Origin of the sequence: Alteraurantiacibacter aestuarii (assembly GCF_009827405.1) — a bacterium.
In the GTDB taxonomy this organism is placed as follows: domain Bacteria; phylum Pseudomonadota; class Alphaproteobacteria; order Sphingomonadales; family Sphingomonadaceae; genus Alteraurantiacibacter; species Alteraurantiacibacter aestuarii.
On record NZ_WTYY01000001.1, the window covers coordinates 97,676 to 111,786 of the forward strand.

Consider the following 14,111-nt stretch of genomic DNA (forward strand, 5'->3'; position numbering starts at 1 on the left):
GATTTTGCAGTGCAACATTATGATATGTTATCCCATAACCAAAACTTCGGGCCTCACAACTCAGACTTCGGGATAGCAAATCAATGAATCGTATGAAGACTTCGCTGCTTCTTTCGGCAGCCATGCTCGTCGCCCTTCCTGCGCATGCCCAATCGGCGCAGGATGATGGCGCGCAAGCGGGCACTGGTCGCGTGGAGCCCGGCGGCGATGACTTTCATGACACCATCGTGGTGACCGCGGCCGGCCTGGACAGGCTGGATCTGCTGGCCGGCACGTCGGTCCTTGATGGCGTGGAACTCCAGCGCAATCTGGATTCGCAGGTGGGTGAAGTGCTGGCCAAGCTGCCGGGCGTCACCGCATCAAGCTTCTCGCCCGGCGCCTCGCGTCCGATCCTGCGCGGTTTTGGCGGAGAGCGGGTGCGCGTGCTGACCGATGGCGTCGGCTCGATCGATGCTTCCAGCACTTCTGCCGATCATGCCGTGACCACGGATCCGCTGATCGCCGAGCGGATAGAGGTTCTGCGCGGGCCAGCCGTGCTGCTATACGGCAGTCAGGCGATTGGCGGCGCGGTCAATGTGATCACCAAGCGCATTCCCCCGCGCGTGCCCGATGAGCCTGTGCATGTCGATGCGCTGATCGGCGTGGACAGCGCCTATAACCGGCGCGAGGGCGGCCTGTCGCTCGACGTGCCGCTGGGCCAGAACGTCGCCTTCCATGTCGACGCATCGCATCACCGCACCGGCGATGTCGACATCGCCGACTATGTCCTTGCCCCCGCCCTGCGCAGCGAATTGCTGGCCAGCGCGGATGAAGAGGAGGAGGAAGGCCATCTGGATGAGGCGGCAGAGCTGCGCGATACCGCCAATGAAAGCGGCACCCTGCCCAACAGCGCCACCAAGACCACCAGCCTTGGCACCGGCATCGCGTTCTTTTCCGGCAACAGTGAGCTGGGCGTGTCCTTCGGCTATTATGACACCAGTTACGGCGTGCCAGAGCGCCCCGGCGGCGGCCACGCACATGGCGCGGACGAGATGGACGCTGAACCTGTGGTGGAGGAGGAGGGCCCCGTCACCATCGGCATGAAGCAATATCGCGGCGATCTGCGCGGCGTGCTCGATCTGGGCGATGGCTTCTTTGATGAAGTGCGCACGCGCTGGGGATACAGCAATTATACTCACACCGAATTCGAAGGCGACGAGATTGGCACCGTGTTCGATGTCGAGGGCGTGGAGGGCCGGGTCGAACTGGTCCAGTCGCGCCGGGGCGCATGGCAGGGCTCTGTCGGCGGGCAATATTCGCACACCGATTTCGTGGCTACCGGAGCGGAGGCCTTCGTGCCGCCGAACCAGACCGACACATTCGCCCTGTTTGCGGTCCAGGAACTCGACTTCGATCCCATCGAAGTGGAACTGGGCGGTCGGTATGAGCGCACGACCATCGATGTGACGACCACCGGACAAAGCAGCGATTTCGATACGCTTTCGGGCGCTGTGGGCGCATCCTATGAAGTGGTCGACAGGCTGCGGGTTGGCATTAACCTGTCGCGGGCCGAGCGGGCGCCATCGTCGCAGGAACTGTTCGCCGACGGGCCGCATGTCGCCACCCAGCAATATGAAGTCGGCAATCCCGCGCTCGGCACGGAAAGTTCGTGGGGGATGGAAGCCTATCTTCGCGGCGACATCGGCCCTGCCAGACTATCGGCCAGCATCTATCGCAATGATTTCAGCGGATTTATCTTCCTGGCCGAAACGGGCACGGAAATGGCCGGACTGCCGGTTTATCAGTTCCTGCAACAGGACGCCAAGCAGTTCGGGGTGGAGGGCGAGGTGACCATGCCCTTCTACGAATCAGATGACCTGACCCTGCTGGCTGATCTGCGCGGTGATTATGTGCGCGCAACGCTGGGCGATGGAACGCCGGTGCCGCGCATGCCGCCGGTCAGCTTGCTGGGCGCACTGGAAGCGCAGATGGGCCATTTTGACGGGCGCGCCGAAGTGCAGTGGTCAGCCAAGCAAAACCGTATATCGCCGCTGGAAACGCCGACAGACGCCTTCACTTTCGTGAACCTGTCGCTGGCGTGGCACCCGCTGGAAGGCAGCAATAATGTGACGCTGCTGGCGCAGGTGGACAATGTGTTCGATGTCGAGGGACGCCGTGCGGCCAGCTTCACCAAGGATTTCGTGCCGCTGGCCGGACGCAATTTCAAGCTGAGCCTGCGGATGAGCCTGTGACGGTCATGCGCAGGTCCTGAGGCTTGCGGGGCGGTTTACAGGCCGCCCCGTTTGCCGCTCTATTCGTCGCCGGTAACGTTGTCGGCCACGTCTTCCACGGCATTGCCAACCTGCTGGGCTGCCTCGCCCACCTGGCCGGCCGCTTCGCCGATGGCGTTATCCTTGGCTATTTCCGCGCCAGAACCCTGCGCAATGAAATAGGCCGCTGCGACAACGGCCATCAGAACAATGAGAATGACGATCCACTTGCCCGCTCCGCCGCTGCTGCTTTGCGGCGTGTCGCGAACGATGGTGGTGTGGGTATTGCCAGCCTGATCGTGGGTTTCGGTAATGCGTTCTTCAGTCATGCGATCCTCCATTATTGGCCTTAAACTGCCGATGGAGGCGTGCGGTTCCCGAATGCGCTGGCAATCGCCTTGCGCCCAGGGGGTTTCTTCCCGAAATTCTGCGGTCTCAGGCCAGCCTATACTTCGTCATAATGGAAGGGCGCGATCACGGCCTTGGGATGCGCTTCATACTCGAAGCTCTGCGGCAGATCGGGCGCGATTCCGGCAGTCGACCGCAGCAGGGGCACGCCGCCGCGATGCCAGCCTTCATCATACTCGCAGTAGAAATTGATGATGCCGTGCAGCGATGCGATGCGCCATTTCTCGCCTTCGCGAACATAGGCGTTTTCATAGGTCGCTTCGCCCCAGCGGCCTTCCTTGTTCAGGAACCCCACCATCATCAGCGTGCGCCAGCGGCCCTTGGCTGTGCCCGCCTCGCTGTCGATATGGATCACCGGCTGCAACTGCATGTGGTTGAAGATGGTGCCGTCGCCATATTCGGGCAGCTGGTGCAGATATTGCCGCACCCGGTCCTGCCCGACATAAACACCGCGCCCGGCGATCTCCAGCGTGCCATCGCTGGCAAACAGGTCCGCCGCCTTGTCCCACAATCCCTTGTCCACGTAATAGCCATAGGCGGCCTGCAGATTGGCGATTGCGACATAGTCCTCGGCAATGCGCGCCTTCTTTTCGAGCGCATCGAGCCGCTCGCACAATTCCTTGGTGGTGGTCATCCGTTTCCCCTCCCGGCCCGTCATTACTAAAATGCCTGCATCAATTGCCTAGAGCTTGGGCAGGGTAACGCCGCGCTGGCCCATATATTTGCCTGCGCGGTCAGCATAGGTAACCTCAGGCCGCTCATTGCCCTGCAGGAACAGGAACTGGCAGGCCCCCTCGTTGGCATAGATCTTGGCGGGCAGCGGCGTGGTGTTGGAAAATTCCAGCGTCACATGGCCTTCCCAGCCCGGCTCCAGCGGGGTGACGTTCACGATGATGCCACAGCGAGCATAGGTGCTCTTGCCCAGGCAGATCACCAGCACATCTTCCGGGATACGGAAATATTCGACCGTGCGGGCGAGGGCGAAGGAGTTGGGCGGGATGATGCAGACGTCGGTCTCGCGGTCCACTAGGCTGTCGCCATCGAAATCCTTGGGATCGACCACGGCGGAGTTCACATTGGTGAAGATCTTGAACTCCGGCGCCACGCGCGCGTCATAGCCGAATGAACTCAGACCGTAGGAGATGCAGCCATCGCGCCGCTGCGCTTCCACGAACGGCTCGATCATACCTTCGCTGCGGGCCTTTTCGCGAATCCACTTGTCGGAAAGAATTGTCATGGAAGAGGGATTCCCGAGTGGCACCGGAAGGGCAAGCGCGCTTGGGGCTTATCCACCGGTATGCCAAGCGACGTGAAATAATGACAATCAGGGCAGGGGTCTTCCCAATTGCGGGATCGCTGGTTACACCCTCTTTCTAAGTATATGGAATATGGGGGGTATATGAGGAACCGGAGTGCTTCTGCGACGGCGATTGCCGCGCTTTTGGTGTTGTCTTCCTGCGGTGGGGAGGATGGTCCATCGGGCCCGACAGGGGGAACGCCAACCCCCAGCCCGACCGCGACGAGCACGCCGACGCCTAGCCCGACACCGACTTTCAGCTACGACACCTATGACCAACTAACCGGCGATCAGGATTTCTTCACCGCCTGTGTCGAGTTTGGTCCTTCCGGCGGGCGTCCGCCGATTGGCTTGCTGTCGAACCGTTTCGACCTGCCCGGTACTATCAACTACAGCGCCGCCACCGATAGCTGGACAGTCAAGTCGATCGACAACGCATTCATGCAGACCTTCACACCAGCTGATATTGTCCAGCAATCAAGCGAAGAAACGCTATATGAAGTTGGAACAACAGGGCAGTTGAGGAGCTTCACTACACTTACGCCGATGATAAACGGTACGGCGGCAACATATGCGCGCGGTGCGCGCTATGTGGTCGGCGAAAACGGGCTTTGCAGTTTCGGCGTGCAGACGGATCCCGATGACGAGCCGGCGACCACGACGGTCGTGTATGACCAAGTGGGTATTGGGGGAGTTTTCATTGAGAACAACCCGGCACAATCAGGCTTTGTCACCGGTGAGATTGTGGGTGGTTCAGGCACGATCACCGGCAATGTGCAGACCGGTGAAGTCAACATTTCGCTGTTCATCACTCGTCGTGATGCGACTGGTGCCGAGACCACGATCGGGCCGATCGAGTTCCCGGCCTTTCCGGCCGTGGGAGACGATGCCGCAGGCTATGCAGCCTCCAATGATCCCACAGGGGTCTACGGGATCACGCTTTCGGGCGGCTTCTATGGTCCGCAAGGTATCGAGACCGGGTTCGTCATGGTCCTGAGCGAAATCGATCCGGTCAGTGGTGGTGCGGAACGCAGCTATATAATCGGCGGTCTCGGCATTCGCCGCTGACGGCAGGCTGAAGTTGCAGGCTGGCGGGCTAACCCCCCGCCAGCAGGCTGGCATTGCCTCCCGCTGCGGTCGTATCCACGCAGGTCACCCGTTCCGTGGCAAAGGCGGTGATGTAATGCGGGCCGCCTGCCTTGGGGCCGGTGCCTGACAGGCCTTCGCCGCCGAACGGCTGGCTGCCCACCACCGCGCCGATCTGGTTGCGATTGACGTAGATATTGCCCACCCGCGCCTTGTTCTCCACCAGCTTTCGAGCGGCTTCGATGCGGCTGTGCAGGGCCAGCGTCAGGCCAAATCCGGTGGCGTTGATATCGGCGATCACCTGCTCCAGCCCGCCTGAAGGAAAGCGCGCGATGTGCAGGACGGGGCCGAAGTGCTCCTCGCCCACATCCGTGATGGAACCAACTTCGATGATGGTGGGCGGGACGAAATGGCCCTGCGCGGTTTGCGGCGGCAAGTCGCGCTGCCACATGGCAAAACCAGCTGTGCGCATGGCTTCGACATGCACGTCGAGCGCCTGCCTGGCCTCGGCATCGATCACCGGGCCGACATCGGTTGCCAGCTGTGCGGGATCGCCGATCACCAGCGCTTCGAACGCGCCCCGGATCATCGCCAGCATGGTGTCTGCCACATCCTCCTGCAGGTAGAGCACGCGCAGGGCGGAGCAGCGCTGGCCCGCGCTCTGGAAGGCGGACGACATGACATCGCGCGTCACCTGTTCGGGCAGGGCGGAGCTGTCGACGATCATGGCGTTCTGACCGCCGGTTTCGGCAATCAGCCTGCCAATCGGACCTTCGCGCGCGGCCATGGCGCGGTTGATCGCCTGCGCCGTGACGGTGGAGCCGGTGAAGGCGACACCTGAAATGCGCGGATCGGAGGTGAGCGCCGCGCCCACACGGCCATCGCCGATGGCCAGTTGCAGCACATCCGCCGGAATGCCCGCCTGATGGCACAGCTTCACCGCCAGCCTGGCGATCAGCGGGGTCTGCTCGGCTGGCTTGGCGATCACCGTATTGCCTGCCGCCATCGCCGCGCTGGCCATGCCGATGAAGATCGCCAGCGGGAAATTCCACGGGGCGATGGTGGCAAACACCCCCCGGCCATGCAGGCGCAGCAAATTCTCCTCTCCGGTCGGGCCGGGCAAGGGCTGCGGGGCGGCAAACAGCATCCGCGCCTCGCACGCATAATAGCGCAGGAAATCCACCGCCTCGCGCAGTTCCAGCACGCTGTCTGCCAGCGTCTTGCCCGCCTCGCGCTGGCACAAGCTGATGAATTCGGCGGTGTGTGCTTCGAACAGGTCTGCCGCACGGTCGAGCATGGCGGCGCGCTCAATGCCGCCCAGCGCATCCCACGCCGGCTGGGCAGCGCGCGCCTGAGTGAGGGCACTGTCGATCTCATCCGGGGAGGCGGTCTGCGCCCGGCCCACAAGGCTGCCATCCTGCGGTGATCGAACAGGCTCGCCGTCATCGCCCCATTGCGCGCCTGCCAATTGCTCCAGCCTGGCCTGCAAATCCTCGCACACCAGCGGATCGGCCAGATCGACGCCCGCGCTGTTGCGCCGGTTGGGATAGATATGCGCGGGCAGCGGGATGGCTGGATTGCGCATGGGCTGCGTGGCTGCAAGCTGGCTCACCGGATCGCGCGTCAGCTCCGCCACCGGAACATCGGCATCGGCCATGCGGTTGACGAAGCTGGAGTTGGCCCCGTTTTCCAGCAGGCGCCGGACCAGATAGGCGAGCAGGTCCTTGTGACCGCCAACAGGGGCATAGATGCGCACCGGCGTCGGCTGGTCTTCCGCTGCGGCCAGCTCTGCATAGACATCCTCGCCCATGCCGTGGAGGCGCTGGAATTCGAAATCACGTCCGGCAGAGAGCGCCTTCACCGCGCCGATTGTGTAGGCATTATGCGTGGCGAAAGCGGGATAGATCGCATCGCTGGCCGCAAACAGCTGCTCCGCGCAGGCGAGGTAGGAGACATCGGTCGCCAGCTTGCGGGTGAACACCGGGTAATCGGCAAATCCGCCCACCTGCGAAGCCTTGATTTCACTGTCCCAATAGGCACCCTTGACCAGCCGCACCATGAGGCGGCGGCTGTGCTGGCGCCCCAGTTGTGCCACCCAGTCACACAGCGGGACGGCGCGTTTCTGATAGGCCTGCAGCGCCAGTCCAAAACCATCCCAGCCGCCGGAGAACAGCTCGTCATTGCCGACCACAGCCTCGATGATGTCGAGCGAGAGTTCTAGCCGGTCGGCCTCCTCCGCATCCACGGTGAGGTGGATATCGGCATCGCGCGCGGCACGGGCCAGATCGGTCAGGATCGGCACCAGTGCGGCCTTGGCTGCATCGCCGTGAAGGAAATCATAGCGCGGATAGAGCGCGGAGAGCTTCACCGATATTCCCGGCCCGCCCCGCACGCCGCCCGGCTCCTTCGCCAGCCGCGCAATCGCCGTGGCATAGGCATCGCGGTAACGGCTGGCATCGGCGAAGGTCATGGCCGCCTCACCCAGCATGTCGAAGCTGTGGGACAGGCCCTGCGCGCGTTCGGGCGCGGCGCGTTTCAGCGCCTCGTCCATGGTCCGCCCGAACACGAATTGCCCGCCCAGTATCTTCATCGCCTGCAACACTGCCTGGCGGATGACCGGCTCACCCAGACGGCCCGCCGCGCGGCGCAGCGCATTGGCAAGGCCTGCCTCCTCCCGCGATCCGCCGCGCAGCACTTCGCCTGACAGCATGAGCGAGAATGTGGCGGCATTGACGAAGGTGGAACTGCTCTCCCCCAGATGCTCGGCCCAGTCGATCCCGGCCAGTTTGTCGCGGATCAGCGCATCGGCGGTTTCGGCATCGGGCACACGCAGCAGCGCCTCTGCCAGACACATCAGCGCGATCCCCTCCTGCGTGCCGAGGCCATAGGAATGGAGGAATGCGTCCAGCCCGCCGCTGGTGCGTGCGCGGGCGCCTTCGATCAGCCGCGCGGCCATTGCGGCAGCCTCACCGTGCAGCGCCGATGCCTGCGCCGCCTGATCCATGCGCTGGAACAGGCAGGACGCCTCTTCCATGCGATAGGCGGCGCGCAGGGCTGAACGGTCGATCGTCATTCGCGCATCATACCGTCATTCGCGCCGGATCGGGAATGACGAATGCGGGGCTTATTCCGCCACCCATTCATAGCGATAGGCATCGCCGTCTACCTTCACCCGGCCTGCGGAATTGAGGCGGAAATGGGCGGGGAAGCACAACAGGTCCCCTTCGGCGGCGCGCTTCATCACCCGCTGGCGCGTGGCGCTGGCCTGCGGCGGATCGGCATCGAAGGCGAAGGGCAGGTCATAGCGGATCATCTGCAACGGGTGGTGGATCACATCGCCCCAGAAGATCGCAGGCGGGCCGCCAGCCTCGGCATTGATGGTGCAGCAGCCCGGCGAATGGCCAAAAGCAGGCTCCAGCCACACGCCGTCGCCAATCTCGCGGTGGGCGATGAAATCCTCGTCCACCAGCTCGCCCTTGCCGGCATCCATGATCGGCACGATCGAATCGAGGAAGGCTTCCTGGTGGATTTCCTCCCCTTCAGGATTGGTGACGAAGTAATCGTAATCCTTCTTGCCGAACAGATAGCGGGCATTGGGGAAGGTCGGCACCCATTTGCCGTTCTCCAGCTTCGTGTTCCAGCCGACATGATCGAAGTGCAGGTGCGTGCACATGACCATGTCGATATCTTCGGGCGCGAAACCCGCCGTGCGCAGGTTTTCCAGATATCGTGTGTCCAGCTGGTGCACTTCGGGCAGCGAGCGATTCTTGTGATTGCCGCAGCAGCTGTCCACCAATATGCGCTTGCCATCCACCTCGATCACGAAGCTGTGCAGGCCAAAGGTCATGCAGCTGGTTTCCGGATCGTCGGTCAGCTCGTCATCGCTGGGCGTGTACCAGGTTTTCAACCGTGCCAGATCCGCCGCCGTTGCGCCGGGCAACTGCGCCAGCATCGGGGTTGGCGAATCCATCTCATGGATCTTGTGGACCGTCATCCGGCCAAGCTGGATCGGCTTCATTTGTCTCTCCCTCGGGAAGTGATCCTAGTGCGCAAGCCGCAGCCGCGCTAGGCGTGTTTGCGACATGAAGATCATCCTCTCTCGCAAGGGCTTCGATTCCGCTTCCGGTGGTGGACCGTCCCCGATTGTGGAGGGCATTCCGGTCAGCCTGCCGATTCCCGCTGGTGAGGGCAGGCCGGGCGTTCCCTATGGCGATCTGGGGCTGGCGGATCACGCCGCGCTGGCGAGCCGCGGAAGACTGGGCGCGGCGGACCTGGCCCATCACGATCCGATGTTCCTGCCCGATGGCACCTGCCTGTTCGGCCAATGCGGCGCGGCCCAAAGCCACCTTGAAAACTGCGGCGTGGGGGCGGGCGACCTGTTCATCTTCTTCGGGCTCTTCAGGCAGGGCAGGGAAAGGGCGCACCACCGCATCTTCGGCTGGCTGTGGGTGGACGACGTGGTCCGCAGCGGGGAGCCTGCGATGGAGGATCTGCGCGCGCTGGGTCATCCCCATGCACTGGCCGCCCATGGCGCCAACGATGCGATCTATTGCGGGCCGGGAGGAACGGCCCGCAGCAGCCACGCCGAACTGCGCCTGAGCGTGGAGGATGGACCGCCGAGCCTGTGGCGTGTTCCCGCATGGATGGAGCGCAGCGGCCTCAGCTATCATGGCCGGGCAGATCGCTGGCACGGCGACGGCATTTTGCAGAGCGTGTCGCGCGGGCAGGAATTCGTGGCCGATATCGGGGTCGGCGATGCAGGCGATGCGGACGCGCATGAATGGGCGCACCGGATGCTTGCGCTGATGAGCTAGCGAGAGAGCTAGGCGTCGGGGGTTTCCTGCGGCCCGTTGAAGATATTGATCGCCGCGCGGGTGCGGTCCTCAATCTCCTCGCGCGAGAGGCCGGTCTCGATCGGTTCGCCAAAATGGACGCGGATCACGCCGGGCCTCTTCCACATCGTTTCATATACTCGCCCGCTCTCCACCGCCACCGGGATCACCGGCAGTTTCAGCATCTTGTACAAGGCGGCAAATCCCGCCTGCAATTCAGGGCGCTGCCCCGGCGGCACGCGCGTGCCTTCGGGAAAGATGATCATCGGGCGGCCCGCCGCAATATGCATGCGCGCATCCTTCAACATGGTGCGCAGGGCCTTGGCGCCTTCGTCCCGGGCGACAGGGATCGCGCCATAGGCCGCCGCCACCTTGCCCCATCCCGGAATGTCGAACAGCTCCTGCTTGGCGAAGCCTGCGGGATGGTTGAACAGATGCGGCACTTCGATCGCTTCGAAGAAGGATTCGTGCTTGATCGCGAACAGCGCCACGCCCTTTGGGTTGATGCCGGTGATCTCTATCCGGATGCCCAGCAGGTTCTCCACGCACCAGTGATGCCACCCGGACCATGCGTCGCAGATCGGCCGCAGCCAACGCGGCGCCACACGCAGCGCTATCATTGCGCCCAGCACGTGGAACACCGATCCGCCGTAAAAGGCGACGTAGAAGATCAGGCTGCGGAGAACATGCATTGCGCGCCAATACCTCAGGTAAGTGACAGCAGCCAGGCGGCTGCCAGCTTGTGATATTCCAGAAACAGCGTTTTCAGCGACGGTTCGGTATGCACCGCATCGCGCAATACGCTGACATTGTCCGGCAGACGATCTTTCAGCTCCACCGCCGTGCGCTGCATATGCCAGTCGCTGGTGACCAGCCGCAGCGAGACATATCCCTGATCGGCCATCCACTTCGCCGTCTCGCGCGCATTGCCGCGTGTGTCGAGCGCGCTGAACCCCAGCGTGATGCAGCAATCCATCAGCCGGTCCTCGACATTGAACTGGGCGGCAAATTCAGCCGGGCGCACATCGATATCCACGCCGGTCACCAGCATCCGCTCTGCCGCACCAAGCCGCAGCAGCTCCAGCCCGCGCTGGATGCGCCCACCACTGCCGGTGGGCACCACGATAGCATCTGTCCGCTCATTCCCCGCCGGCTGGGGCAGCGCCATGGCAAACCACACAAAGCCCAGAGCCCAGCCGAGCAGCACCACAGACAGGACCCGGCGGATCACAACATGCCCTTGAGCGCGGAGGTCACGGTAAGGCGCGCGGTGACGATGGCCAGCACCGTGCCGATCAGCGGAATGGCGGCGATCATGGCCCAGTCGGTCACTTCCAGTCCGCCCCCTGCAACAAGGCCCGAACCAAGACCGGAGAATTGCTGGCCCAGCAGCAATACCGCGGCCAGGCCCATTGCCAGTCCGGCAAGTCCGCCTGTCAGCGCGTCCATACCGATGGAGCGCTGGAAGATCCCGGCGATCTGTCCGTCCGAACCGCCCAGATGGTGGATGACCTCGATCACCTCCCGGTTGGAGCCCAATGCGCTGCGCGCCGCCAGCCACACGGCTGCGGCGCTGGTCGCAGCCAGCAACACCACCAGCCCGATGGCGAGATATTGCAGCGAGCTGATCGCTTCGAATACCGGGCCAAGCCAGCTGGCCTGGGCATCGACCCGCGCCGATGGCACGCCGGCCTCCAGCGCGCGGGCAATGCCTGCCAGCCGCTCTGGCGTGACTGCGCCTTTCAGCCGCACGTCGATCAGCGCGGGCGTGGGAATGGCATTGTCTTCATCAGCACCCGCCGCCTCACCCAGCCAGGGTTCCAGCAGGGCGGCCAGCTCCGCATCGGGCACGCGGCGGACCTCGTCCACATCGTCCCTGTTGGACAGCATGGCCACGGCGGTTTCAGCCTGACGGTCGCGGTCTGCCGGGGCGCCTTCGACAATCTGCACGGTCAGCCCGCCGGAAATCTCCGAACGCGCATTGTCTGCCAGATTGCTCAGCGCCAGCCCTGCCGCCGCCGCGATCACCGTCAGCGCGATCATGATGGCGATGACCCACGGCATCGGCCCCGCCAGCCGCGCTTGCGGCAGGATTCGCGCGCTGCCACCCAGCTTGCCGCCGCTGCGGCGGTGGAGGAAGGAAGGTGAACTCATGGCGCGGCCGCCTCCCGCCGGGGCGGATAGCGCAGCGCGCCGGTGGGATCGGACAGCCGCCCCTTGTCCAGCCGCATGATCAGCGAATCGGGGACCTTGCGCAGCAGATGCACATCGTGGGTCGCCACCACCACGGTGGTGCCCAGCCGGTTGAGCGCTTCGAACAGGCGCAGCAGCTTGAGCGCCATTTCCGGATCGACGTTGCCCGTCGGCTCATCCGCCACCAGTATTTCAGGCCGGGCGATCACCGCGCGGGCAATGGCCACGCGCTGCTGCTCCCCGCCGGAAAGCGTTTCTGGCCGCGCATGGGACCGGTGCTCCAGGCCCACCCAATTGAGCATGTCGGTCACCGGCTTGCGAATCTCGCCCTCGCTCATGCCCGAAATGCGCAGCGGCAGCGCCACATTGTCAAAGGCGGAAAGATGCGGGACGAGGCGGAAATCCTGGAACACCGTGCCGATCCTGCGGCGGAAGGCGGGCAGGCGGCTGCGCGGCAGGGTGATCACATCATGCCCGAACATGCGGATCATTCCGCGCGATGGGCGCTGCGCCAGATACAGCAGCTTGAGCATGGAGGTCTTGCCCGCGCCGCTGGCGCCGGTCAGGAAATAGAAGCTGCCGGGATAGAGCGTGAAACTGATGTCGCTCAGCACTTCCCGGTCGGTGCCGTAACGCAGCCCGACATTGTCAAACTGGACGATGCTGTCTGTTTCCGCGCTCATGCCGGCCTTCCAGCCCTTTCGAAATTGACGTCATGAACCCGGATTTGGAGGCAAACTAGGCGCGAAGCGATCATCGGCACAGCCTATAGCTGGTGTTCGATGTGGAAAAAAGCCACGGACCGCCGCAACAAACTTGCTCCACAGCTTGTTGGTTGTCTCGCGCTTCCCTAGGAATCAACGCGACGATGATTATCGAGTGTCCCGCCTGCGCAACGCGCTACGTTGTTCCCGACAGTGCCATAGGTGTTGACGGGCGGACGGTACGCTGCGCCAAATGCCGGCACAGCTGGTTCCAGGATGGGCCGGCGCTGGAACTGGCAGAAGGCGCATCGACGGCAGCTGCCCCGCCAGAGCAGGAGCCGGAACCAAGGCCGGAACCTAAGCCCGAACCTGCTCCCCCGCCGCCCGCACAGCGAGCAGCACCGCCGCCTCCCGCCGCACGTGCTCCTTTTGCCGACGAGACGGCCCGCGACGAGGGTGAGCCTCCGTTGGGCCGTGACGATGTGCCGCCGCCGCCGATAGAGCAGGTGCACATCCCCGCGCACGATGATCTGCCGGGTTCCGCCTTCGATGCCCAGCCGCCGTTCCGCCGCCGCCGCAACTGGCTGAAAGTGTGGACCTGGGCCGCGGCCATCTTTGCCATCTTCGCAGCCGCGCTGATCTTTGCCGTGAGTTACTGGGGCCTGCCGGACTGGGTGCCGGTGACACGGCCCGATTTCGCGGTGGGAGAGCCGGACCTGCAGCTCGATTTCCCGATCGACCAGCAGGAAAAGCGCGAAATGCCCAGCGGCATCGAATATTTCGCCATCAACGGCACGATCACCAATATCGGCAATGTCGCGCGCAGCGTGCCGCCGGTGCTGGTGGTGCTGCGCGATGCGCGCGACCGCAAGGTTTTCGAGCTGGAAGTGCGCTCTCCGCAAAGCAGCCTGGGGCCGGGGGAAAGCGTCAGCGTGACGCAGGCGGTCACCGATGTTCCGCGCTCCGCCCGCATGGCCGAAATCGGCTGGAAGGCCGAGTAGGCCACCCTGCACGAAAACTAGTTTTCACCGGGCTTGCAGGGCGCTTGCAGGTTCGGGGGGCCTTTGCTAAGGGCGCGCTCCTACCAGACGAGCGCGCGATTTGGCCGCTTGTTTATCGATGTGCGGTCGTGGCGGAACTGGTAGACGCGCAACGTTGAGGTCGTTGTGGGCGAAAGCCCGTGGAAGTTCGAGTCTTCTCGACCGCACCAAACAGTCAGACAAGCAGACATGATTTTGCCTTCGGGCATCCTGCAGCGCGGAAGTGGCGCAGTTCTGCGCGGTTTGGTGCCATGAAATTCTGAGCCGTGGGCGAGAGACGTCGCTGCCTTGGCCTTAGGGCG

13 protein-coding genes and 1 tRNA gene are annotated in these 14,111 nt (G+C 63.7%); 5 read left to right on the forward strand and 9 right to left on the reverse strand.

What is annotated here, in order from left to right:
• The first annotated feature begins 83 nt into the window (after positions 1-83).
• Positions 84-2,231 carry a TonB-dependent receptor gene (locus GRI32_RS10820; RefSeq protein ID WP_202385875.1) on the forward strand — a complete coding sequence of 716 codons (2,148 nt, stop codon included), beginning with the start codon at positions 84-86 and terminating at the stop codon, positions 2,229-2,231.
• Positions 2,232-2,290: 59 nt separating this feature from the next.
• Here the strand turns inward: GRI32_RS10820 and GRI32_RS00485 are convergent, their stop codons facing one another.
• The 3 genes from GRI32_RS00485 to dcd form a co-directional block, all read right to left on the reverse strand.
• A complete protein-coding gene (locus GRI32_RS00485) occupies positions 2,291-2,578 on the reverse strand; it encodes a hypothetical protein (protein ID WP_160589179.1) in 288 nt (95 codons plus the stop codon).
• Positions 2,579-2,694: 116 nt separating this feature from the next.
• Positions 2,695-3,291, reverse strand: a complete 597-nt coding sequence (locus GRI32_RS00490; RefSeq protein ID WP_237437294.1) for a nuclear transport factor 2 family protein — start codon at positions 3,289-3,291, stop codon at positions 2,695-2,697.
• Between the two features lie 48 nt (positions 3,292-3,339).
• Positions 3,340-3,894 (reverse strand): dCTP deaminase, encoded by a 555-nt coding sequence (gene dcd / locus GRI32_RS00495; protein ID WP_160589181.1) that lies wholly within the window; start codon positions 3,892-3,894, stop codon positions 3,340-3,342.
• 144 nt (positions 3,895-4,038) lie between these two features.
• Here dcd and GRI32_RS00500 point away from each other — a divergent pair, with 144 nt between their 5' ends.
• Positions 4,039-5,022 carry a hypothetical protein gene (locus GRI32_RS00500; protein WP_160589182.1) on the forward strand — a complete coding sequence of 328 codons (984 nt, stop codon included), beginning with the start codon at positions 4,039-4,041 and terminating at the stop codon, positions 5,020-5,022.
• A 28-nt stretch (positions 5,023-5,050) separates the two neighbouring features.
• On the opposite strand, the gene putA is transcribed toward GRI32_RS00500, so the two are convergent.
• Both putA and GRI32_RS00510 read right to left on the reverse strand, forming a co-directional pair.
• Positions 5,051-8,113 carry a bifunctional proline dehydrogenase/L-glutamate gamma-semialdehyde dehydrogenase PutA gene (gene putA, locus GRI32_RS00505; RefSeq protein ID WP_160589183.1) on the reverse strand — a complete coding sequence of 1,021 codons (3,063 nt, stop codon included), beginning with the start codon at positions 8,111-8,113 and terminating at the stop codon, positions 5,051-5,053.
• A gap of 51 nt (positions 8,114-8,164) precedes the next feature.
• Positions 8,165-9,058: an MBL fold metallo-hydrolase gene (locus GRI32_RS00510; protein WP_160589184.1), complete on the reverse strand. Its 894-nt coding sequence runs from the start codon at positions 9,056-9,058 to the stop codon at positions 8,165-8,167.
• A gap of 64 nt (positions 9,059-9,122) precedes the next feature.
• Between GRI32_RS00510 and GRI32_RS00515 the strand changes: the two genes are divergently transcribed.
• A complete protein-coding gene (locus GRI32_RS00515) occupies positions 9,123-9,854 on the forward strand; it encodes an Nmad3 family putative nucleotide modification protein (RefSeq protein WP_160589185.1) in 732 nt (243 codons plus the stop codon).
• Between the two features lie 8 nt (positions 9,855-9,862).
• Here GRI32_RS00515 and GRI32_RS00520 read toward each other — a convergent pair whose 3' ends face one another.
• Genes GRI32_RS00520 through ftsE form a run of 4 tightly spaced genes read right to left on the reverse strand, consistent with a single transcriptional unit; the run spans position 9,863 to position 12,748 of the window.
• Positions 9,863-10,564, reverse strand: a complete 702-nt coding sequence (locus GRI32_RS00520) for a lysophospholipid acyltransferase family protein (protein WP_160589186.1) — start codon at positions 10,562-10,564, stop codon at positions 9,863-9,865.
• Positions 10,565-10,578: 14 nt separating this feature from the next.
• Positions 10,579-11,103, reverse strand: coding sequence for an ElyC/SanA/YdcF family protein (locus GRI32_RS00525; protein WP_160589187.1), 525 nt, complete (start codon positions 11,101-11,103; stop codon positions 10,579-10,581).
• A complete protein-coding gene (locus GRI32_RS00530) occupies positions 11,100-12,026 on the reverse strand; it encodes a cell division protein FtsX (protein ID WP_160589188.1) in 927 nt (308 codons plus the stop codon). Before GRI32_RS00530 ends, GRI32_RS00525 begins: the two co-directional genes overlap by 4 nt.
• Entirely contained in the window at positions 12,023-12,748 is a 726-nt protein-coding gene (ftsE, locus tag GRI32_RS00535) for a cell division ATP-binding protein FtsE (protein ID WP_160589189.1), read from the reverse strand. Before ftsE ends, GRI32_RS00530 begins: the two co-directional genes overlap by 4 nt.
• Positions 12,749-12,933: 185 nt before the next feature.
• Here ftsE and GRI32_RS00540 point away from each other — a divergent pair, with 185 nt between their 5' ends.
• Positions 12,934-13,770 (forward strand): MJ0042-type zinc finger domain-containing protein, encoded by an 837-nt coding sequence (locus GRI32_RS00540; RefSeq protein WP_160589190.1) that lies wholly within the window; start codon positions 12,934-12,936, stop codon positions 13,768-13,770.
• Between the two features lie 122 nt (positions 13,771-13,892).
• Positions 13,893-13,979: transfer RNA gene (locus GRI32_RS00545), tRNA-Leu, on the forward strand.
• Positions 13,980-14,111 lie beyond the last annotated feature (132 nt).

Excerpts from the sequence above, each read along its gene's own strand:
- GRI32_RS00500 (WP_160589182.1), top strand. The coding sequence starts at position 4,039 with ATGGAATATGGGGGGTATATGAGGAACCGGAGTGCTTCTGCGACGGCG.
- dcd (WP_160589181.1), bottom strand. The coding sequence starts at position 3,894 with ATGACAATTCTTTCCGACAAGTGGATTCGCGAAAAGGCCCGCAGCGAA.
- GRI32_RS00510 (WP_160589184.1), bottom strand. The coding sequence starts at position 9,058 with ATGAAGCCGATCCAGCTTGGCCGGATGACGGTCCACAAGATCCATGAG.
- GRI32_RS00540 (WP_160589190.1), top strand. The coding sequence starts at position 12,934 with ATGATTATCGAGTGTCCCGCCTGCGCAACGCGCTACGTTGTTCCCGAC.
- putA (WP_160589183.1), bottom strand. The coding sequence starts at position 8,113 with ATGACGATCGACCGTTCAGCCCTGCGCGCCGCCTATCGCATGGAAGAG.
- GRI32_RS00485 (WP_160589179.1), bottom strand. The coding sequence starts at position 2,578 with ATGACTGAAGAACGCATTACCGAAACCCACGATCAGGCTGGCAATACC.
- GRI32_RS00490 (WP_237437294.1), bottom strand. The coding sequence starts at position 3,291 with ATGACCACCACCAAGGAATTGTGCGAGCGGCTCGATGCGCTCGAAAAG.
- GRI32_RS00515 (WP_160589185.1), top strand. The coding sequence starts at position 9,123 with ATGAAGATCATCCTCTCTCGCAAGGGCTTCGATTCCGCTTCCGGTGGT.
- GRI32_RS00530 (WP_160589188.1), bottom strand. The coding sequence starts at position 12,026 with ATGAGTTCACCTTCCTTCCTCCACCGCCGCAGCGGCGGCAAGCTGGGT.
- GRI32_RS00520 (WP_160589186.1), bottom strand. The coding sequence starts at position 10,564 with ATGCATGTTCTCCGCAGCCTGATCTTCTACGTCGCCTTTTACGGCGGA.
- ftsE (WP_160589189.1), bottom strand. The coding sequence starts at position 12,748 with ATGAGCGCGGAAACAGACAGCATCGTCCAGTTTGACAATGTCGGGCTG.
- GRI32_RS10820 (WP_202385875.1), top strand. The coding sequence starts at position 84 with ATGAATCGTATGAAGACTTCGCTGCTTCTTTCGGCAGCCATGCTCGTC.